The organism is Endozoicomonas sp. 4G (assembly GCF_023822025.1).
Taxonomy (GTDB): Bacteria; Pseudomonadota; Gammaproteobacteria; order Pseudomonadales; family Endozoicomonadaceae; genus Endozoicomonas_A.
In genome coordinates this window covers 3,480,557-3,502,303 of the sequence record NZ_CP082909.1, presented here as the reverse complement: position 1 = coordinate 3,502,303, position 21,747 = coordinate 3,480,557, and the positions used below count along the sequence as shown (strand labels likewise).

General features: G+C 44.2%; 14 protein-coding genes. 9 read left to right on the top strand and 5 right to left on the bottom strand.

The window, feature by feature from the left end:
- Nucleotides 1–54: 54 nt before the first annotated feature.
- Nucleotides 55–840: a hypothetical protein gene (locus K7B67_RS13650; protein WP_252176418.1), complete on the bottom strand. Its 786-nt coding sequence runs from the start codon at nt 838–840 to the stop codon at nt 55–57.
- 471 nt (nt 841–1,311) lie between these two features.
- Between K7B67_RS13650 and K7B67_RS13645 the strand changes: the two genes are divergently transcribed.
- The 5 genes from K7B67_RS13645 (at nt 1,312) to K7B67_RS13625 (ending at nt 6,784) form a co-directional block, all read left to right on the top strand.
- Nucleotides 1,312–2,169 (top strand): hypothetical protein, encoded by an 858-nt coding sequence (locus K7B67_RS13645; RefSeq protein WP_252176417.1) that lies wholly within the window; start codon nt 1,312–1,314, stop codon nt 2,167–2,169.
- 367 nt (nt 2,170–2,536) lie between these two features.
- Nucleotides 2,537–3,994, top strand: a complete 1,458-nt coding sequence (locus tag K7B67_RS13640) for a sigma-54 dependent transcriptional regulator (protein ID WP_252176416.1) — start codon at nt 2,537–2,539, stop codon at nt 3,992–3,994.
- Between the two features lie 631 nt (nt 3,995–4,625).
- Complete coding sequence (locus K7B67_RS13635) at nt 4,626–5,435, top strand: P-loop NTPase (RefSeq protein WP_252176415.1); 810 nt, start codon at nt 4,626–4,628, stop codon at nt 5,433–5,435.
- A gap of 2 nt (nt 5,436–5,437) precedes the next feature.
- Entirely contained in the window at nt 5,438–6,196 is a 759-nt protein-coding gene (locus K7B67_RS13630) for an RNA polymerase sigma factor FliA (RefSeq protein WP_252176413.1), read from the top strand.
- A 120-nt stretch (nt 6,197–6,316) separates the two neighbouring features.
- Complete coding sequence (locus K7B67_RS13625) at nt 6,317–6,784, top strand: rhodanese-like domain-containing protein (RefSeq protein ID WP_252176412.1); 468 nt, start codon at nt 6,317–6,319, stop codon at nt 6,782–6,784.
- Nucleotides 6,785–6,902: 118 nt separating this feature from the next.
- Here K7B67_RS13625 and pepT read toward each other — a convergent pair whose 3' ends face one another.
- Nucleotides 6,903–8,141: a peptidase T gene (gene pepT / locus K7B67_RS13620; RefSeq protein WP_252176411.1), complete on the bottom strand. Its 1,239-nt coding sequence runs from the start codon at nt 8,139–8,141 to the stop codon at nt 6,903–6,905.
- 106 nt (nt 8,142–8,247) lie between these two features.
- Nucleotides 8,248–9,618: an anaerobic C4-dicarboxylate transporter DcuC gene (gene dcuC, locus K7B67_RS13615; RefSeq protein WP_252176410.1), complete on the bottom strand. Its 1,371-nt coding sequence runs from the start codon at nt 9,616–9,618 to the stop codon at nt 8,248–8,250.
- A 525-nt stretch (nt 9,619–10,143) separates the two neighbouring features.
- On the opposite strand from dcuC, the gene zorA reads away from it, so the two are divergent.
- The 4 genes from zorA to K7B67_RS13595 are packed head-to-tail and all read left to right on the top strand — an operon-like array spanning nt 10,144 to nt 17,895.
- Nucleotides 10,144–12,234 carry an anti-phage ZorAB system protein ZorA gene (gene zorA / locus K7B67_RS13610; protein WP_252176408.1) on the top strand — a complete coding sequence of 697 codons (2,091 nt, stop codon included), beginning with the start codon at nt 10,144–10,146 and terminating at the stop codon, nt 12,232–12,234.
- Nucleotide 12,235: 1 nt separating this feature from the next.
- Nucleotides 12,236–12,985 carry an OmpA family protein gene (locus K7B67_RS13605; protein ID WP_252176407.1) on the top strand — a complete coding sequence of 250 codons (750 nt, stop codon included), beginning with the start codon at nt 12,236–12,238 and terminating at the stop codon, nt 12,983–12,985.
- Entirely contained in the window at nt 12,982–14,430 is a 1,449-nt protein-coding gene (locus K7B67_RS13600; RefSeq protein ID WP_252176406.1) for an EH signature domain-containing protein, read from the top strand. Before K7B67_RS13605 ends, K7B67_RS13600 begins: the two co-directional genes overlap by 4 nt.
- A complete protein-coding gene (locus K7B67_RS13595) occupies nt 14,431–17,895 on the top strand; it encodes an SNF2-related protein (RefSeq protein ID WP_252176404.1) in 3,465 nt (1,154 codons plus the stop codon).
- A 251-nt stretch (nt 17,896–18,146) separates the two neighbouring features.
- On the opposite strand, the gene K7B67_RS13590 is transcribed toward K7B67_RS13595, so the two are convergent.
- A complete protein-coding gene (locus K7B67_RS13590; protein WP_252176403.1) occupies nt 18,147–19,370 on the bottom strand; it encodes an ADP-ribosylglycohydrolase family protein in 1,224 nt (407 codons plus the stop codon).
- 200 nt (nt 19,371–19,570) lie between these two features.
- The gene (locus K7B67_RS13585; RefSeq protein WP_252176402.1) at nt 19,571–21,616 is read right to left on the bottom strand and encodes a hypothetical protein; all 2,046 of its coding nucleotides are present in this window, start codon (nt 21,614–21,616) and stop codon (nt 19,571–19,573) included.
- Between the last annotated feature and the right edge of the window lie 131 nt (nt 21,617–21,747).

The window sequence follows — 21,747 nt, the reverse complement described above, 5'->3', positions numbered from 1 at the left end:
GCCCGCTATGTTGTTATGCGGGCATAAACGGGCACTTTTTAATATTGAAAATGATTATAATTCGGTAGATGGATCGAGAAGGCCATCAACAGTTAATGGTTTTCTCAGCAAGACCCTTTTCCATTTATTATCATGAGGCAGATAATGCTGAGTGTATAAATAGCTAAAAATTGCGTATGCTTCGAGTACTGACATAAGGCCATAAAGAATAGGGGTGCCAATTTTATCACCAGGCGTTTGACGCCGATCCCAGAAGCTATAACCCTCACGTACGCGAGCGAGTCCGGTAATAACATAGAGGACAGGGAAAGATGCCATTCCTAATAATGCAGTCCCTTCACCGTAATAAGGGTAACTAAAACTGTAATAATCAATTGTTCTGGAGTCCGATAAATCATTCTTTAGCTTGTTTTTGAAATTTTCTCCAACGGAAATATTCTTATGTTGAACAGTATTGCTTGCAAAATCATATAATGCTGTTGATATATCTGTATTAATGTCGCCGGGTGACGCAAACATATGAGACACCCATCGTTCAATATAAGGAGAATTATACGGTTCAGTTTTAATGTCGATCAATGTTGAACTTCTCCATAGAATCAAATCAATATTATCAACTGTCAAAGCTGTAGTAGGGTAAAAAAAGAGGTCTTTGGGTTTAAGGTAATCGACTGTTTTGCTGGAAATGACCGGGCCAAAAATATTTATTCCCTTAATATCAGGCAGGTTGATGTTTCTATCTTTAGCATTGAGGTCTATCCGCCTTTTCAGCTCTTTAATATCAACGGTATCAGTGCACAAGTGAAATGCAGAATGCCCGTTTTCTTCAAGATTCTTCATGTAATATTGAATGGAATACCTGTATTTTTTACAGTAATTCTCATGGAAAACTACCACGTAATGTGGCGGCGGGATTGTGATGGCTTTACTGTGCAAAAAAGGAAATAAGCAAAATAAAGTTAGTATACTGAGCAGAATCTTTTTCACTTTTGTTTACCCTGAGTTATTGGTTCAGATATAGACATCAGAAGTTAAAAATAGTTCCAAAATGACGGAGTGTACTGACCCCGCTCAAACCAGGCAATAATATGGGGTGGCAAGCCAAAGTCTAAATGCTTTTCGACGGTTTTTTCGACGGTTTTTTCGACGGTTTTTTCGACGGTTTTTTCGACGGTTTTTTCGACGGTTTTTTCGACGGTTTTTTCGACGATTGTTATGCAGACTTACCTGATGGTTATTATTAATCAACAAACAAGGGAATTATTGGCTTTCTTATCTGTCGTATAGAGAAATAATACAGGATGTATGCCAATGAACCCAGTAACAGAGATATGCTTGCAAGCTGATCTCGCTTTAACAGAGTCAGTAAGCTCCGGTCGTAAAGAGTTGGCAACTAATCAATTAACTTTGGATAAAAGCTATCAGACTCAGGTTAATAATAAATGGTTATCAGAAAGAAAGGTTAGTCCTGCCAATCAATTAATCTTTCACGATGAAGAATTCTTTATTGAGGTAAGGAATAAGGACTTTGACTCTCATATTTTTCCATTTAGTCTGAATGGCATAAAGTATCATAACGTGACTCCTGACTTGCCTGTTTTAGAAAAAGATTTTTCAGGTTATTTGTCTTTTTTTGAAGAGGTTGTTCCTGATTCAGACCACTGGATTGAAGCTAAAAAAAGATTATCCAATATCTTCACGGAGGGGTTTGAGAATGTGTGTAAAACTTTATGGAATTTTCAAGATGATGACAGTGTTGTAAGTGGCTGCTGTCATCAATTTGTTAATTATCTGGCATTTGGAATGGATAGACAATCGGTTAAAGATTTTAATGGTTGGTATGAAAGCCTGCCTTTTGCTTCTGTTCAGGAATTTGATCAAGAAAAACTACGCTGGGGAGATATTGTACAGTTATTATCAGATGGAAAATTGATTCATAGTCTCTTTTATATAGGAAATGGAAAGTATATAAACAAGCACGGTGGGTTAGATATATTTTTCCAGGCTTTACCCTCTGTACAAGTTTCATACCCTTCAGACTCAGTGCGCATTGTCAGACTAGCGCCTGAATACTACTCAAAAAAAATACCGTTTCAAGCAAAGTACGGACTTTCTACTGCTGCTCAAGCGAAAATTCCCCGTCGTCTACAGCGACCACAAGTGACTTAAAGTGAACACTTGGAATTCTCTGCTTTTCCCACTCGCGAGGGTGGCACGAAAAGGTCATCGGTGAATTCATCTCACGAATGTGCTGCCAACCAGTCTGAAGCATGACCCAAATGAGGCTTGCTGGCATCCGACCGTAGATCTCCCGGGGGTGTCCATCTTTGCAGATGGCACCCGCAAACGATCGATAAGGAGGGTTATTTCACGTCATTTTTCACAAAAAAGTCGAAAAAAGGATTAAAGTGTCGAAGAAATTTGACGAAATAGGATTTTAGACCTTAAATGAATTAATAAGAGTTTGCTTATTGCGATTCATATTATTTCAAGGCTGTTTATTCTCATTGCGTAGATGACAAGGAAAGTCGTTACAATGGATGCAGCAGATCAGGTATTGATCATCGAAGACTCTCAACAGCGCCGACATGATCTAAGTACCATTATCGAGTTTATGGGGTATCGTACCAAGGCGGTCAGCTCCGCCCATTGGGAAGATGCTATCAAAGAATCCGACAAAAGTGGTTTCTGTGCGCTTTTTCTTGGAGATTTTCTCCAGGCAGAAAGCTCAATGCAGGGCATGATCGCCCGCATACAGAATTGGAGTGGCGGTGTTCCCGTCATTCGCATAGCTGAGCCGCTTCCGGAAAACCTCCAATCCTCCCTTCGCAGACAGATCATCGCTCGTGTAGACTGGCCCTGCAACCGTTCACAGTTACTCTCGTGTTTGCATTATGGTCAGGTGTACCGTGAGCAATGGCGTCAACTTCACCAGACTGGAATGAATCAGCAGGTAGAACTGTTCCGTGGACTGGTCGGTAAAAGTGATCGAGTTCGTAAAGTTCGCGCTTTTATGGCACAGGTGGCCAACCGTGACGTCAATGTTATGGTGACCGGTGAGTCAGGAACAGGCAAAGAGCTGGTGGCCAGAAATCTGCATGACCATTCCCATCGTCGGGATATGCCTTTTGTGCCAGTAAACTGTGGTGCCATTCCTAACGAGTTGTTGGAAAGTGAACTGTTTGGCCATGAGAAAGGCTCTTTTACCGGAGCTGTTAGCTCAAGAAAAGGACGGTTTGAACTGGCACAGGGTGGCACACTGTTTCTTGACGAAATTGGTGATATGCCACTGCACATGCAGGTTAAGTTGCTCAGGGTTTTGCAGGAACGGACGATTGAAAGAGTGGGCGGTTCCGAGCAGATTCCCGTGGATGTCAGAATTATAGCGGCTACCCATAAAAACCTTTCTGAAATGATTGAGTCCGGTGAATTCAGGGAAGACCTGTACTACCGACTGAATGTATTCCCCATTGAAATGCCTGCACTCAGGGATCGTCCGGAAGATATTCCGCTGATTCTCAACGAGCTGGTCAGCGCCATGGAAAAACAGAGTCGTGGCTCCATTCGTTTGAGTTCCGCTGCCATTATGTCGCTCTGCCGTCATGGCTGGCCAGGCAACGTCAGGGAAATGTCCAATTTGCTGGAAAGGCTGGCGATCATGTACCCATACGGTGTCGTAGGTGTTCAGGATCTGCCTCAGAATTTTCGTTATATGGAAGCCATTTCTGATGATGACGGTGTTGCCGAGTTATTCCCGGACAGCATTCAGCCCGCCGGGCCTGGAAAAGTGGATGACTTGGCGATTCTTCCTGTTGGCGGCCTGAATCTGAAGGAGTTTTTGACGCGACTGGAAAAAAGTCTGATTCAGCAAGCCTTAAGTGACTGCAACAGCGTTGTAGCCAGGGCGGCTGACAAACTTCAGATTCGCCGTACTACGTTGGTTGAGAAAATGAGAAAGTATGGCCTTCATCGTTATGAAGAAACCATGCGTTAAGTCGATCGTTTAAAAAAAATGGCTGTCAGCGTTAGCTGACAGCCATTTTTTTTGCCTGAAATTTCCAGTTTTCAGCGTCCATTTTATGACGGCCTCACCTGCTTTTGAAAAAAAAGCAGGTGAGGCCGTTTTTGTATTTTTTTGACGGTTTTTATCTCAGAGTGAACCGTGTTTTTCGATGTGTATAAAATTATCTTTATTTTGTCGTTTTTTAAGTTATCCACATTTTGTTTTTATTTAGTCAATAAAATAACGGTTTTTTAAATTCGAAAAATTTTTATGCGACAGTAATTCGTCACTATAAAATGACAGTGTCAAATAATTTGCTTTTTATTTTTCAACAAAAAGACATTTGATGCCTTTTTGTTGACAGTCGTCTTAACGCTGTCAAAAAAGTAACGTGACAGCAATTCGACTAATAAAAATAAATTTCAATAAAAACAGTGGGTTATGTTGATTTTTTTGAGGGCGATAAAAATGGTGTTTCGTCAGGCAGGCGATTATCCCTGAAAAACAGGCATTTTAAAAAATTGGCACGGCTCTTGTTACTAATAAGACATAGGCAGTAAAAAGAAAAAACGTTTTTGATTCCAGATCTCATGCAGTAATCACTTATAAGAAGCTGAAACTCATGAACTCATCAACAAAACAGATTATTGCGGTTGCAGGATGTAAAGGTGGAGTAGGTAAAACACTGATTGCTGTCAATCTCGCACTGGCGCTTACAAACAACGGAAGACGTGTGGTTTTAATGGATGGAAACCTCGCAGTCCCTGATGTTGGACTAAGCCTTGGGCTTGAGAAGAAGCTCGATATGACTCACTTCGATGACAACGACTCTTTTTCCAGTTTTATTCAGGATGGACCCGGGGGGCTGAAAGTATTGTCGCCAGAAGGGGAACCCATCTGGAGAGAGACCGTAGAAACCGGTCATGCTGTCCGAATGATAGACAGTCTGGAGTCACTGGCTCCCACGCTTGATACCCTGGTCATTGATACCGCTCCCGGGTTGGCTCCGGATAATGTAGCGCTTATTCAGGCAGCGGGAGAAATTCTCATCGTTATCAATCAGGAAGTTTTATCACTGTTAGATGCTGTGAGGATGATCCGTATGCTTTACCGAATATACGGTGTTCGTCGTTTTGGAGTGATTGTAAACGCCGTTAGTAATCGTCGGTATGGTTCTAACCAGTTTGAAAGACTGCAATCTTATCTTAATGATGAAGTAGAAATTATTCTCCGTTACCTGGGATCCATTCCATTCGACAAGGCGGTTGCAGGTTCGCTGGCCCGTCAGCAGGCTCTTTTGCAGTTCAGTCCGGATTGCCGGGCTTCGAAAGCCATTTCTCGTATTGCCCATCAGATGATGGCAATACCGGTCACACCACCAAGAGGTCGTATTGAATTCTTCTTGCCAACAAGAATAAAAGAGAGGGTATAAGCATGGATGCTACAGCACAGGATGTGCAGGCAATTAAAGCGGCTCAGGAAAAGAGTCAGGAAAAGAGTCAGAAACTGATTCAGACCGAAATGGTTGAAACCCATAAAGCCCTGGTAAAAAGAATCGCTAACCATCTGGCAGCCAGAATGCCAGCCAGCGTTCAGATCGACGATCTGGTTCAATCAGGCATGATCGGTCTGCTGGAAGCGGCCTCAAAATACGATGCCAGTAAAGGAGCCAGTTTCGAAACCTTTGCCGGTATCCGTATCCGTGGTGCCATGCTGGATGAAATCCGTAAAGGTGACTGGGGACCAAGATCCGTATACAGAAACAGTCGTAAAGTGACGGAAGCGATTCAGAAAGTTGAAGCCCGCCTGGGAAGAGATGCCAGAGATTTCGAAGTGGCCCAGGAGCTGGAAGTTAATCTCGATGAGTTCTACACCATTCTTAGTGATCTCCGTGGTTGTCGACTGTTCAGTTTTGAAGAACTGTTCGACAGCGAAGAGTCCAGAATGCAGGCCCGTTCTGGAGATCGGGGCCCATCCGCCGATATTCAGGAAGAGAAGTTCAAGTATGCCCTGGTGGAAGCGATAGAGAAGTTACCTGAGCGAGAAAAGCTGGTGCTGATGCTTTATTACGATGAGGAAATGAATCTCAAGGAGATTGGTAAGGTTCTCGGTGTCAGCGAGTCCAGAGTCAGTCAGATTCACTCCCAGGCCGCTGTCAGATTGAGAGCCAGACTTCATCACTGGTTAGGTTAAAACATCAGTGTTCCTAAAGGGACCCTTGCGGGTCCCCAAGCTCTCAGGTCCTTGCTCCATGTCTTTTTTAATAAATAGTCTTAAACGGAATAAATAGCCTTATAACGGACCTGTTTTCATATGAAATGGAATTTTTATCTTGCGGGGTGCTTTCTAGCCCTGACCTCCTGCTTCCTCTCTGCCCAGGAAGCGCCAGTCCATATCAAAAATGTTGTTACCATCAACTCACAACAGGCCAAGCGCCTTCATGAACTGGGAGCCCTGTTTATCGATGTGAGGCCCTATCAACAGTGGCAATGGGGGCATATTGAGCGGTCTAACAGCCTGGATCTCAGGGCCGGTTTCAGACAACTATTTGCGCCTGATACTCTGGATAAAAAGACGCCTATTGTCATCTATGGCAACAGCACTTACCACATGAGGGGAGCGGTAGCGAGTTACCTTGCAGCACTCTGGGGGTACAAGAGAGTGTTCTTTTTCAGGGATGGCTACTTTTCCTGGTTAGCACTTGATTATCCGGTCACTCTTCAGTCAGATCAGGTACCAGAAGAGGTAGTCAGTCGGGAGCCAGAGAAGGAAAAAGATTGATGATAGGAGTGAATGGCGGGCGTTCTCGATCATGCTGATAAGGTGAGTCTTATACAGCTATTAAAAAAGACGTCTAATAACGTCTTTTTTAATAGCTGTATAAACAAAATTTTTGTAATCAGTGTTCGTGATTATTAAACGTCTGGGGAGCTAGCTGGGCAATATTCACCAGCACTTCGACGGTTTTTTCCATGTCTTCCAGACAGATAAACTCATAGGGTCCATGGAAATTGTAACCGCCGGTGAAAATATTGGGGCAGGGCAGTCCTTTAAAGGAAAGTCTGGCACCGTCGGTACCACCCCGGATAGGAATGATTACAGGTCTAACTTCTGCAGTTTCTATGGCCTTGATAGCCAGGTTGATAATATCTTTCTTAGGTTCAATCACTTCACGCATGTTGCGGTAGTTATCGGTTAATTCCAGGGAGAGCCTGTGCTCACCATATCGATAGTTGAATTCAGCGACTTTGTCAGTGATGAATTGTTTGCGAGCTGTCTGTTTTTCCGGATCAAAGTCTCTGATGATCCAGTTCATCGTGGTTTCTGTCACTGAGCTTTCCATGGTCTTAAGGTGGTAAAAACCTTGATAACCTTCGGTAGTCTGAGGTGTCTCGTCTGAGGGCATTTCACCGATAAACTCAGCAGCGATGAGCATGGCATTCACCAACTTGTTTTTCGCATGTCCCGGATGAACACTTTGGCCAGTCACGTTGATTTTAGCAGCTGAAGCGTTGAAGTTCTCGTACTGGAACTCGCCCAGTGGCCCTCCATCAATTGTATAGGCGAAGTCTGCACCAAAACTGCCGACATCAAACAAGTTTGCACCCCTGCCAATTTCTTCATCAGGAGTAAAGCCAATACGAATTTCGGCATGGGGAATTTCTGGGTGGGCTATTAAGTAGTCAACAGCGGTAAGTATTTCAGCAATACCTGCTTTATTATCTGCGCCCAGCAAGGTAGAGCCATCGGTAGTGATCAGAGTTTTGTTCAGGCAATTATCCAGCTCCGGGAACTCTGAAGGACATAGGGTGAACTGTTGGCCGAGTTCAATGGCTTTGCCGTCGTAGTTTTTAATAATCTGTGGGTTGACCTGATGACCTGAAAAATCCGGGGCGGTATCCATATGAGCGATAAAGCCAATCACAGGCGCTGCGGTTTCTGTGTTGGTGGGCAGTCTGGCCGACAGATAGCAGTGCTCATCCAGTACGACATCGGTAAGGCCCATAGTTTCCAGTTCATTTTGCAGATATCTGGCCAGGTTCCACTGTTTTTCAGTGCTGGGAGTGGCTGAGTGATCCGGGTTGGATTGGGTATCTATACGGACATATTCCAAAAAGCGATCGAGCAGTTTTGACATAACTTTCAGCTCCCTGTTGGGTCATTAAGTAAAAGAATCGTTTGTGCGCAAGCAGTGCCGGAGTACCAGCAACCACCTTGCGCTATTTTTTCAAGTCAGTGGCTGTTTATGGGTAGATTGGTAAGTAGAAGAGGGTGATCACAATGTTCACCACCAGACCAAATGCCAGGGGTGGAATGGTGCGTTTTACCAGATCCATCGGCGATACCTGAGCAATACCGGCTGTTGCGACAATAACGCCAGCAACAGGAGACATGCCCCGGCCTGCATTTGAAGCCTGTTGCATGGGCAAAATCAGGAACGCTGGGTTGATGCCCATTTTCATAGCAATAGCAGGAATCAACTCGACAAAAGCGTAGAAAGGGGCGTTACCTGACCCCATGATAATGGAAGCAATCAGAGTGATAGCGACAAAGAACAACATGATTAAGACCGGGCCAAACCCCATATTGCTTGTCAGTCCCAGAAGATTGTCAATAACGCCGGAAGCCACCAGACCTTGAGAGAACACACCGGCTGCAATCAGCAGGGTTACTACATTGGAAAAGGCCTCGCCCATCTTTTCAAAACAATGCTTCATACCACCAAAAACAACATCGCTGTCTCTGTGTCGGATCATTTCTACCAGCATCACGATAAAAATACAGATGAGCAGGATGGTCACCACCTCCAGCTCAAGGCCAGCAATCAGGCCGCTGCCAAACAGCGTGACGAAAATAACCGGCAGAAATGGAAACAAGGCATAGTAACGAGGTGCAATAATATCCAGTGATTGTTCGACCTCTACAGATTCCCCGCCCGTTAGCCCGTGTTTCTGATCCATGTATTTTTGCCAAATAATATGACCAATACCGATAGCGATAATGGCTGGCATTGCTGCCGGCCACTGCATGGAGAACACATACTCATTAAGAGAAACTCCAACACTCTGGGCAGCGACAATACTGTCTGAAGAAGTGGGAGAGAAACTGATAGAAGCCGTAGTTGCCATAGCGGCAGTAGCAGACAGTCGACTTATACCTAAGCGGGTCAGAACAGGGAACAGGGTGGCCATTAGCAGAACCCCCAGCCCTGTGGCACTGGATACCGCCAGAGACAAAAGGCTACCGACCAGGAAAGCGGAAAACAGCAAAATGTAGGGCGACTTCAGCCGGGCCAGGGGCTTAGTGAACAAGTCGACAACTACTTCATTGGCTCCGACTTTGGTCATGTAAGCGGCAAACCCACACAAAGCCATGATGATCATACCCAGGCCACCGGCACGGTCCATAAACATGAACTTGATGTATTCAAAAATATCCAGCCAGAGAATGCCGGTGCTTTTCACTCCTTCAGGCATAATCGAGCCGCCCTGAAGAATGGTAAAAATAAACAGTGCGATGGCTCCGCCGAAAAGTACCCCCTGGGGATTGCAGCCCTTTAAAATAAAACGTGCGACAAAAATTACGACAATTGCACCGACCAGTAGCTCCAGCATTAGGCTGCTCCAGACTGTTTGAGTTGCTGCATATGTTAAGTATGCGGCACTGGTCTGTTTTGACAGGGATCAATAAAGGTTGAAAGAATTCGGTTTTAAAATTGTATCAGTCACGATCTGGGGTAAGCGCATGAACATTATTTAATCACACCTGTGGTTTAAGGTAGGCTATACGACTATTTTCTGTTTCTGCCTATGACTGAGGGTCAAAGGGACTCATATGAAATTCCTTATAGGCATTTCTATCGGTGTTAATGGTTGAATTCGAGAAAACGGTTTTCTTTTGCTACGGATCACTGTGGTGATTCACAGGTGAATTTTTCACTGCGGGCATGTATTTTTGCCATGCAGATACATATTAGTGGTAGTAGAAGGATCCATAGACCCAAAAAAGGTACATTGTCTGAGCAATGTGTCTTAAATTTTGCTCGGATAGGGTCATACAGTTTATTAATTTAATCATTATGACCTAATGTTGTCGTATAATATGCGGCTGCTCGTTTTTTTTGACTCTCGGAAATTTGAATGGCTTCTGAATCGATCGGTTCTCTAGACCTTGGACAGTTGGTGCCTGAGTGGGGCACTTTGTTGAATGGCTTCCCTGCTACTGGGCCGGAGCTTAGTGCCTGGTTCGTTTTTCTTCTTATTGTTCTGACTGTTGTATTTATTGGTTATTCCGTCAGGCAAGCGCGGCGAGCTAACCGAAAAATCCATTGGTTGCGAGGACTTCTTGCTGATCAGAATTACAATACAATTGCGGCAAGCCGAGAGGAACTCAGAGAGAGAGCCCAAGAAGTTGAGGGCGATGAAGGCCATCTTTGGCTTGAGTTTGATGAAACCTTGGTTGAGGTTCAGGAGCATGACCGAACCTACCTCTATAACACCTACGACGCAGCTTATTTCTTTAACAGCTCAACGCTGGCATCGGGTATTACCGAGAGCCGTATGCTGGCTGCTGTTCCAGGCTTTCTTACTGCTCTGGGCGTCATTGGTACTTTTGTTGGTCTGCAGTTGGGGCTGTCTGAACTCAATATTGCCAGCAATGTTTCTATCGAAGAGATGAAAGGTGGTATTGCAGGTGTCATCAATGGTGCTAAATTTGCGTTCATGACTTCGGTTTGGGGGGTATTACTCAGTGTTCTGTTTAACTTTGGCGAGAAGTTCATTGAGAGGCGTATCAAGAAAGATATCACCATTGTTCAAGAGACGATTGATAAGCTGTTTCCACGTCTAAGTGCAGAAAGCCAGCTGCAACGAATTGCTGAGGATGGAGAGCAATCCAGAGTAAGCCTTCAGGGTTTGGCGGAGCAAATTGGTGAAAAAATGCAGGAGTCACTGTTTGGGGTGACAGCCGGTATTCGAACCGGGTTGGAAGCCAGTCTGGAAAAAATTATGGCTCCTGCCATTAATAAACTGGTAGATGAGACTTCTGATAGCAATCAGAAAGCTCTGGAAGGGCTAGTAGAGCGCTTTATGGATAAGTTTGGTGAGCAGGGGGCTCAGCAACGACAGGCGATGGATCAGACTTCAGACAAAGTGAATGCAGCACTGGATAGCCTGAATACGTCCATGACAGCTTTTATCGGTAAGTTAGAAGCTTCTCAAAATGCTTCTGGTGAAAGGGAGCAAGAGCTGGTGAGTTCCATTTCATTGCAGGTATCTCAACTGGTTGAGCAGGGAAATGAACAGAAAAGGGTTATGGCCCAGTTTGTTCAAGATCATATGGGGAATATGTCAAGTGAGCTAAATCGCCGGGAAGAAGCTGCTCATCAACGTGAAGAGGCTCTGGTTGAGAAAATATCTACTCAGGTAGAGTACCTGGTGGCCAGTACTAAACAACAGAACGATATGATGGTTGAGTTTGTGAAACATAAACTGGGGGCTGTAAACCAGACGTTCTCTCAACATCAGCAGGATGCAGCAGATCGAGAAGCTCAGAGGAATCAGGTTTTTGTAGAGCAAACCAGTGCGATCAAACAGGGGACAGATCAGTTGCTTGAACGTATTGAGCAAGGCATGCAAACCCAGATCAATGCTTCGAACCATCTGTTAGATCAGGGGCGTGCACTTCAAAGCAGTATTGATAGTTCTGTTAGGGCCAGCGCAGAGGCTTCTAGCAATATGAAGGCTACTGCGTCTGAACTCAATGCATCGGCTGAGAGTGTGAGTGCATTTGGCTCTCAAATCAGGGCCACGGGTGATCAGTTGTCGAATGCTGTAACTATGGCTGTAGAAAATACAGGAAAGCTGGCTGAGCAAAATCACATCAGCAGTCAGCAAATGAATACTCTGCGTTCTCAACTTGTGCAGGATGCAGCACAGTTTAAAGTAGTCATTGGTAAGTTGCAGAACGTTGTTGAGTTAGCTAATGATTCTTTCGATAAGATGTCTGAGCACCAGCTCCACTACGTTAATAGTCTTAAGCAGAATGTAGAAGAACTGGCTGCAAAAATGACCAATCTACTCGAAGAGTACGCCACTCAGGCTAATAGCCAGACGACAAGGCATCTGAATGTTTGGGCGGAAGGTACTAACCAGTATGCAGCTACGATGAATACTGCAGCTCAGGCACTGTCTGGTGTTGTTGACGAGATTGAAATGAAACTGGGGCGCTGATATGAAAAAGCGTTTCGATCATAAGGCAGCCTCTGTCGATGAAGAAAATCCATACTGGCTTTCATTTTCAGACTTGATGTCAGCTCTGTTGGTGGTTTTTATCCTGGCGGCAGTGGCACTGATTATAGAGTTGACGCAGACACAAAAAATTATTCAGAGGGATATTGAGGATCTTAGAAATGCGGAGAAAGCTCGCAAGGAGATCCTTTATGAGGTGAAAGAGGAACTTGAATCTCAGAATATTCTGGTTGAGATTACAGATAACGATACAGTGCTACGTATCCCAGAGTCGACACTGGCATTTGCTTCCAACAGTTATGATATACCCAAAGCTTCGGATACACAGAGATCGGTTGAGGCTATCGGACAAGCATTGCACAGGGCTATCAATCAGCCGTTTGGTGACGACAGCGATCTAATGAGGTTTGAGTATCTGGATACTGTTTTCATTGAAGGCCATACAGACAGCTGGCCTTCCAGAAGGGTTAAAGGTAACTGGGGACTCTCGTCTTTCCGTGCAATATCTCTATGGGAATACTGGATTAATAACCTTGCCCTGACACCTCATTTTGATGAGATGACTAACGCTTTTGATCAAAAACTGTTTTCTGTTAGTGGTTATGCTGCTTCACGAAGAGTTCAGGAGATTGAAAAAACACCGGAGCAAAGAAGGCGGAATCGTCGCATCGATTTGCGTTTTACTGTAAAGCGTCCCTCTATTACAGATCTTGAAGGCGTTGCCGATCGATGAAAATCAATATTAACCGACTCCGATTTTCATTGCCGGATAGGCCTTTTGGTGCAAAGCTCGAGGCTATGAGAGAGCTGGAGCAAGAGTTAAAGGTCATCGCCGAAAAAGCGGGAACCGGAAATGATAAATTCAAAGCTGTTTTTGGATCGCTCTGGAATAGTGTTGAGCAAGACCAGAACTTGGAGGCAGTGCTTGACTCTCCTATCAAGGTTCGAGCTCTATCTTTGTTGTTGAGCTCCAAAATGGCAGAAAAAGTCAAATTTTCTCAGAGAGTTTTGGAAAAAATCAGTCAGTTAAGGCCTGTGCCCAGTACTCTATTTTTGAAGTCAGTGGAGCAGTATTATCTGACACACTATGACCAATCGGGTGATTATAAAGCCGTTGGTGCCTGGCTTTTGGAAAATTTGCCTAAGCGGAACCTCAAGAAACCCTTTCATGATTATCTGTATGGAATTGATGGACCAAAATGGTTGGCCCAGGAAGCAATCAAAGCACAGCGTGAATTTCAGAATCAGGTTGTACATTTAGGGTTGGATCGTTATATATCAGGCCGTTTTATGACCTTGGCCGTGAATATTTATTATGTTGAGCAACTTAAGTCCATACCTCTCAATGAGCCACATCAGTTGTTGGAGGAAGTGCAAAGGCCTTCCGTTTTTGATGCCCCTTATGATGAGCGCAGTTTGCTCGGCCACAGAGTTTTAAAGACTCTGATTTCCAGAGCTGCAAATACGAGTGTTCATGACAGCTGGCTCCAAGTTGTTATGGCTATTGCTGGCGACCCTCGGGTGCCTAAAAGCCACCCTAAATTTCAGAAGTGGTGGAGTCAGTTGGATCAGGGCTTGCATCGAGTAGTGCAAGGGTGGTTATCCAAGCTGGATTTAAGGCTATTCCTGGAAGCTCTGGAGAATTTTTCAAACCAGCCTGGTCAGGAAGAGCTACGAAGAATGTTTCCTTCTCGTAAAAGGTTTCTGGAAGGTCTGGATGATAAAAAATTGGTAAGTCATACTCGTCTTTATCTTTCCCGTTCTGCAGAAAAATATTTGAAGTTAAACTATAAAGCAAAACACCTTCCTGAATATTCTGTTGTTCAGAGTGGCGATAAGTCTTTGATATATGTCCAGTTGGCTAATGGTCAAGCTCACTTTCTTGAGGGAAGCCATAGTTGCTATTTATGGATATATGCAAGACTGCATGGTTCAGCAGTGGTATTTAACTATGGCAAGTCCAAGGTGACCTACTCGGAATTGACAGCTGGTCTGAATACCCTTATGGAAAGCCATGGTTGTGGAGCAGTCGCTAAAATTACTCATCAGCCAGTTAATTTCAGTTGGCAAAAAAATGCTCTTGAAACACTGAAAAAACTAGGTGTTAGGGTCACCGCTCAAGATGTACTTTCTGCTAGTGACTATCGGCTATTCAAGCGCCAAACAGGGATTATCTAAATGGGAATAAAAAGTTGGCTTGAAAAAATCAGAGGCACTTCGGAGAAGCAGGAAAGCTATTCTTTTAAAGCTGACTTTGAAGGGTTGAACTTTTATACAACGGCGGAAATCTACCAGAAGATTGAAGCAGGCAGAGCTGAAGGTTGGATAACTTATCAGCACATTGCTTTAAACATGTTGGTTGAGCAGGGAAATGCCGAGAAAATCCCCAATGGTTATATCGTACCCAGTGAAGTGGCAGTTTATTTGGATGAGGATACTCGATCCCTATTGCAGCTTCCTAAATTTTGGTCTGGCCATTCAAAAGCAGATATCAAGGGTAAGACCAGTAACACAACATTCGCCGTTTCACTGGCAGTAGAGACTCGTTCGGGTGGGATGACCAATTCATACACCCTGATAGGGCCGATTTTGCGTCTTACGGAGAAACAGCAATTTTTGCTAAGCCCTGGGCATTTCCAGATCTTTTCTGCGCTGGAAAAGCATCGTGATTCCGACAAAAATGAATTTGAAAACTTGAGTTTGATTCTTGCTATACAGAGCGGGAGGAGACAGGGCGCAAAAGTTGATATAGGGCCTTTTGAGAAGCTCGAGGTAAAAGCTCCAGATAACATCTCATTAGCAGTTGAGACTGATGCCGAAGGAAACTTGTTGCTAACGCCTCAGATGGGTCAGGAAGCGAGCAATGACAAGATCCAAAAAGTACTTGGTCAGTTTGAGAATCAGGCTGCTACTGCTCTTCGAGTTGGTGAAGAAATCATTCTTTTTGATGAAGCTAAGCTCAAGGCGGTTCATGAAATTCTGGATAACCGCGTAGTACCCAAAAAGAGAGTTAAAGAGTTTCTTGAGAATCCCACCGCTTTCATCGATGCCAGTTTAGTAGATTTAGATCTCGGCTTTTCCCATAGAGTCAAGGGTGCAACTGCTTTTAAGCATGCTTATTTCGGAGATACAGATGGCTCCGGAATTGATTGGTTTGGAGCAAGTGCCTCGTCTAGTTCTGATGTTTACCCTCCAACTACACTGTCGGAAAAGATTGAAGATATAGAAACTCTCGGTCAGGTTAGGGAGAAGATAGAAGATGCTTGGAAAACAGGCGCGCAGGAAATAGAACATAACGGCCAAGTTTACGATATTTCTTCTAGAGAAGCTGTTAATGAGGCTTTAGGAAAGGCAGAAGCCCGTATTTCACTGGGGTATTCAGGAGAGAGTGAAGGCTCAGACACGTTTGAAGAGGATATTGAGGAGTTAGTAAATAATGAACTTGACCACCCCGAAAATAGCGTCGTTGATATAGAGCTTAATGATGAGGATCTGGATATTGAATCTCTAGCTGTTGGACATGGAATTCAAGATATTCTCTATCCTGAGTCCAGTCTGAACTGGAGTCACTATGATCGTAAGCCTTTTCCTCATCAGCTGACGGGTGTTCAGTGGTTGGTCGGTCTGAGCCAGATTGCTGAGGGGGGGCTCCTTGCAGATGACATGGGGCTGGGGAAGACGTTTATGGCCCTGTCTGCCATAGATCAGATTTATCAGTTACAGCCTGCAGAAGCGACAAAGAAACCGGCACTGGTTGTTGCTCCTCTTAGCCTCCTTGAGAACTGGAAAGACGAAGTAGATAAGACCTTTTCTGAGCCCCCTTTCAAGTCCACAGTGATTCTGCAATCTAATGCAGATTTGAATACCTATCGCTCTGGCGGTGTTGAAATAAGAAATCAGGATCTTTCTTCAGATGAAGATGGAATAGCAGAGATCAAATATTCGTTGAAGATTGGACCTGGATTTGGCCCAGATCGTCTTGATTTGCCTGAAAGGCTGGTTATTACCACCTATCAAACCTTGAGAGATTATCAGTTCTCGTTATGTAAGATTGATTGGGGGATGGTGGTTTTTGATGAGGCACAGAATATCAAGAACCCAAATGCGTTACAGACAAGAGCAGCGAAAGGACTGAAAGCAGATTTCAAACTAGTGGCAACGGGAACACCGGTAGAGAACAGTCTTGTAGACTTCTGGTGTTTGATGGATACGGCCTGTCCAGGTCATCTGAGTAATTATCAGGATTTTCGCCAGCGGTATGTATCACCAATTGTTCAGGCAGCAGGTGATGAAGTTGAAGAGATTCGAGCCAGAATTGGACGTGAGCTGCGTTTGAAAGTTGGGTCACTTATGTTGAGGCGAGTTAAAGAAGACGAGCTGGAAGGTCTTCCCAAAAAAACAGTATATGTGGGGATTCAAGGTGACGACTGGTCTTATATGGATGTACTGGGCTCCGAGATGGAGGGAATGCAGCTTGAGCTTTATAACTCATCTATTCAGGGACAAACAGAAGCTGAAGCTAACCAGGTGTTAAGTTCTTTGCAGCGATTGAGGGATGTAACTTTACACCCAAGGCTCGCGGATAGAGGGCGACTGGACACCCCAAGACAGAAGGCGGAGCTTAAGAGCCTTTTTAATGAGTCCGCGAAAATGCAGAGCTTATTATTATGCCTTGACGAAATTCAGCGCAGAGGCGAGAAGTGCATTATTTTTGCAGTCAACAAGCGTCTGCAAGCCTTCCTGAGTTTGGCGCTGGGTATTTGGTTTAAGCTTGGACCTTTGACTGTTATCAATGGTGATGCGAAAGCTGTTGCCAAAAGGGGTTCGTCACCCACCCGAAAAAGCATGATCCAAGATTTTGAGGCCGTGAAAGGCTTCAATATTATCATTATGTCACCTGTCGCAGCGGGTGTTGGGTTAACCGTTGTAGGAGCGAACAATGTGATTCACTTCGAGAGACATTGGAACCCGGCAAAAGAAGCACAGGCAACAGATCGTGTTTATCGTATTGGACAGACAAAAGACGTTTCAATTTATGTTCCGATTCTGCACCATCCAGAGTTGGAGTCCTTTGATGCCAATTTGCATAGGCTTTTGAGTAAAAAAATCTCATTGAAAGATGCAGTAGTGACGAGCGAGCAGGTGATTCCAACCCCTTCAGGCTTTGGTGAGAACACTTTTGTTCCAGAGCACAGGATATGTGCAGAAGATCTTATCAGGATATCTTGGCAGCAGTTTGAGTCATTGTGTTGCATTTTGATTGCGAGAAGCCAAAATGCCAACCAGAGTTGGTTGACACAGTCAGGTCCAGATTATGGAGCTGATGCTGTCGTCCTGACAGACAATGAAGGGTTTCTGATTCAGTCTAAGCATACGAAAAATGCCAACTATGATGGCTATAAGGCCATTACTGAAGTTTACAGCTCGAAGGTCAAGTACGAAGGTAAACTTCAGCGAGAGTTCGATAATGTTCTTCTGATGACTACTGCGAGAAAACTGTCAGCAAAAACGAGAAAGGTAGCTAAAGAGTATAAGGTGCAAGTATTGGCTTATGGCCACATTAGTGAACTACTTGAAAAACACGCAGTGACTTTTAAACAGGTGTTGGATTTTCTCTCTAAAAGTCGTTTAAATGTTGATTGACTCCAGCAGCTACTCTGGCAGTCTTGAATACAAGAATGGCAGTAATGGTACTTTCGGCTTCTGGCTGGTGTAAAAACATGATATCAAGAAACACATGTTTTTTTACCGGAAACCCAAACTGCTTACCCAGCCAAGCTGTAAGCTGGTACCTTCGATCGTCTTTCAGCCAAAACTTTCCCCGCCTTCTCAAGTTATCCTCTACATGGATTCGATACGAATCGAAGCAGCTCCTAACACGACTACATTTTAATTCACATCGACCAGCCCCCACAGGCACAATGACCCGCAGCTCCCTCACTTTCATCCTCCTCCTCATCACCCACCAGATAATCCACAGCATTGGAGTTTATAACAACCCACCCCGGCAAATCGTTAAGCAACGCCTGTAACTGTTGCAGCTCCTGCCCGGCACCAAACTCACTGCGCCTGAAACCGCCTTCCTGCAACGCACTGAGTGCCATTAACATGGCCCCAATCGTATCCTGGTCGATGGTGAATTCTGCTACCTGCTGCAGCAACGAATTCTGGGATCCGTCACCGGTAAACAGAAAATACAAGACGGCGGCTGCAGAACTGGGAGCCCAGGTTCCCCTGAGTTTTGTGTCACCCGTTTTTTTACGGGATCGCTCTGCACCAGAGCTGGAAGGCATTAGGAGATTTAACTGTGCCATCACCGCCCCATGATCAGGATTGCGAGCATTCGTGTTTTGCTGAATCTGTTGTTCAACAATCCTCAGGCATTTCAGTACTTCTGGGTCGGTTACATGTCTATAAATGCGCTGTAAGGTTATTTGGGCCAGATCCCTGTTTGCAGTCCTTGAATCACGATCTTCAATCAGGACTCTTGCCGCAAGGGCGATAGCGATGGCTGCCTGCATGGCCTGCTCATGGTTATGACTGACCTGAACCGTCTGCCGAACCCGGCTGACAAATTCCTCGTCACTGATAAATGGATCATGATCAAGGATCGCTACAATCGTAGCAATGCCCATACAGCCGCCATTACCAGAAGAGCCTTCTGCCTTTCCTGACTTTGTACGAAAACTCTGGCCGGAAAGACCCAGAACCTGGTCTCTGGTTGTTAGCGTGCCATTCCTGAATCCCTGGAAGAAATTTTTTAACAACCGTGAGTGAAAAGTACCGTATTCGCTTAACACGACATTAGTTGAATCTGCCATGTTTAAATGAAAATGCTGCCCTTCGGGAAATGCAAAAAAACACTGATATTTAGCCAGTCTGACAGCATCAATGTGTGCGTCTTTAGCCTTTTTTTGACGCTGCTTTTTAGTGAGGCCAGAGTTTTGGTAATAGTCCAGGAAGAACTGATAAATTGCAGCCGCTTTATGAGTATCATCGGTAAATAGTCCACGTCTGGCTGTGCCGTAACCGTAACGAACGGTTCCCCTGCAATCCCCCAGGGCAGTGCCAAGCAAAGCCAGCTCTGCATTGGTGGGGGTAACAGCAAATACTGGCATTATTACTGTGAAAAAGACAACAAAGCACAGGCACTGAGCAAAGAAGAATTGACAATTAACGCTGCCATAGCAACATTTTTTCTCAGTTTGACTCGGGGCGGTCATTAAACATATTCCTTAGGTTAATTAAGATAAGGAAATAATAGTGGCTGTGTTGATTCTTGCTAGTTAATGTAGAAACTATAAAAGCCGGTTAGCTTTTATAGTTTCTTATTCAATAATGTGTCGAATATAACCAGTGGAGCGACACCCGCTTGCTTCCCTTCTTCATTGGCTGGAATCGTTAAGCCGTACAGTCGTTCATCTCCAGCCACTTTAAACTCCCATATAGGCTCGTTCTGATATTTAAAGCATTTGTAGCCCGTAGCGCCTTGTTCATGGGGGGCATACCGGCCTGCTTCATGAATGCTTTGCATTTTTTTAATGGCATCATCGGATATTGTGCTTTTGATTGCATCTGATGAAGGGTCAAAATAGGCATAGGCAACAATGTTTTTTGTATCCGTATCTTTACTGGATGGGGTATAGTTTTTTCTGTAAATAGGCCTGATGCATTGGTGATTTATCGGTATATCCTCTTTCCACGGCCTTGCAGGCAACTCCTCTTTTTTTGGCATAATGATATCCTTGAGTTTCCTGGCTATTGCTCGAATACTTCGACTTTTTTTAGGGCGCTTCTTTTTCTTGACCTGTGTTAAGTCATGATAGAAGGGTAAATGCGGTTGAATCCAGTCTGTGGGGTACCTAGCTTTGGTCTTGGTTTCAAACGCTTCGTCTTGTGCTTTGTCGCACTTACCCATAGATTCTTTGAGGTTTACTGGCATCTTCGTTTTTTGGGTTTTGATTCTTCTTTCTATTATACGCCCAATGTTTATTTTTTTTCTGTAGGAGAAGTAACGTTTTATTTTTTTGGGTAAAGGAATCAATGACAGTGAAAAAGCGGACAGGCACAGACCTACAAGTGCGTAGCAACCTACATACACAAAATTAAATGCCTTCACAGCAATGCTGTTCTTAAATGCTTCTCTTCTGGCCCTGACTCTTTCAGCAACCTCTGCGGCGTGAGCCCGCTTATTCTCGTTGATACAAGTTTGACGTTCCTTCATGCATTGTCGAAACATTGTTTTTATTTCTGACTGGGTAATAACCTTATCTAATCTTTTAAATTGAGATCTGAGGAACTGTCTGTGTTTCTGAATACGCTCTTTTTCGTGGTCACTATTGATTTTTAATGTACCTGACGTGTCTTTTTTTATCACGTTAAATTTATCTTTTAATGATTCAAATATACTTGTCAATAAGGCATCACGTCCCTTTATCAATTGCTTCTGATCTTCAGAGAAAGCTTTGTAATTTCCCGTTTCTTTATGGAACATAAAAATTTCTTTTAATGCTGTATCGTAGCTGTCAAGTTGACTGAACAAGCCTTGCAAACAGGGACTGAAAGGAAAGGTACGGTACGTTTTTCCATAAGTGCCTTTCTCCTCGTTATAAGAAAGTAGTCCGAAATCAAGGTTGTTTTGATGGATGTATCGGTTAATCTGTTCCACAATCTGCGCTAACTGTAATGCCTTGAGCTCTAAACGACCAAGGTCTTTAAATTTTTTCATGACAGGAACGGGTTCTCGATTATGAATACCCAGTACTATGCTGGCCTCATCTGATTTTTTATAAATACCGGTCATTGTTTTTACCGGACCGATTTGCTCCATCAGGTCTGGTTTTTTACAGGACTCAGGCTGGATGTCTGTTTCACGTACTGATTTTTTTTCGTAGGTTATTTCTTTGAGTGCTGAGCACTTATCTGCCGGGCACTTATCTGCCGGGAACTTTGTCTGCACAACCTCTTTTCGGCCTGTTTCTTCTAACTTCGGAGCCCTGTCCTTTGCGGCCCAGTCTGGAGTGATCAAGTCTGTCAAGCCAGCTTTTGGGCAGCTGTTGAGGTCAGCTGTTGTTAGCGAAGTCATACTGCAAACGTCAGCTTTTTCCCTGACTGGTGCAGATACACCCCGTAAACCTGATAAAAGACCAAGAGCAAAGACGAAGCATTGGGTTATCGACATATCAGAAAATCGTTTACCGCCGATTGCAGGCAGTTCTCGTTTACTGATTTTTTGGGGGTGGGCGTTTTTGCGGACTCTCCGGCGACCCCAGCGTTTTTTCTTGCTTAATTTTGTGGATTGTTCTGGTGCAGAGCCAGATCCATCAAGAATTGAGGTGCTATGACTGGAAACAAGAGGTGACATCGTAATTCTCCCTAATATGAATGTCGTGTACAGGCCAAAAACAGGTAGGCCTTGTTAAGTGAAGTTATAGATTGACTGATTTCAGTAAAGTTCCTTTGGTTTCATAGATTTTTTAAACAACGATGATCAAG

Coding starts and splice junctions, on each gene's coding strand:
- K7B67_RS13650 (WP_252176418.1), bottom strand. CDS start 840: ATGAAGAATCTTGAAGAAAACGGGCATTCTGCATTTCACTTGTGCACT.
- K7B67_RS13645 (WP_252176417.1), top strand. CDS start 1,312: ATGAACCCAGTAACAGAGATATGCTTGCAAGCTGATCTCGCTTTAACA.
- K7B67_RS13640 (WP_252176416.1), top strand. CDS start 2,537: ATGGATGCAGCAGATCAGGTATTGATCATCGAAGACTCTCAACAGCGC.
- K7B67_RS13635 (WP_252176415.1), top strand. CDS start 4,626: ATGAACTCATCAACAAAACAGATTATTGCGGTTGCAGGATGTAAAGGT.
- K7B67_RS13630 (WP_252176413.1), top strand. CDS start 5,438: ATGGATGCTACAGCACAGGATGTGCAGGCAATTAAAGCGGCTCAGGAA.
- K7B67_RS13625 (WP_252176412.1), top strand. CDS start 6,317: ATGAAATGGAATTTTTATCTTGCGGGGTGCTTTCTAGCCCTGACCTCC.
- pepT (WP_252176411.1), bottom strand. CDS start 8,141: ATGTCAAAACTGCTCGATCGCTTTTTGGAATATGTCCGTATAGATACC.
- dcuC (WP_252176410.1), bottom strand. CDS start 9,618: ATGCTGGAGCTACTGGTCGGTGCAATTGTCGTAATTTTTGTCGCACGT.
- zorA (WP_252176408.1), top strand. CDS start 10,144: ATGGCTTCTGAATCGATCGGTTCTCTAGACCTTGGACAGTTGGTGCCT.
- K7B67_RS13605 (WP_252176407.1), top strand. CDS start 12,236: ATGAAAAAGCGTTTCGATCATAAGGCAGCCTCTGTCGATGAAGAAAAT.
- K7B67_RS13600 (WP_252176406.1), top strand. CDS start 12,982: ATGAAAATCAATATTAACCGACTCCGATTTTCATTGCCGGATAGGCCT.
- K7B67_RS13595 (WP_252176404.1), top strand. CDS start 14,431: ATGGGAATAAAAAGTTGGCTTGAAAAAATCAGAGGCACTTCGGAGAAG.
- K7B67_RS13590 (WP_252176403.1), bottom strand. CDS start 19,370: ATGCCAGTATTTGCTGTTACCCCCACCAATGCAGAGCTGGCTTTGCTT.
- K7B67_RS13585 (WP_252176402.1), bottom strand. CDS start 21,616: ATGTCACCTCTTGTTTCCAGTCATAGCACCTCAATTCTTGATGGATCT.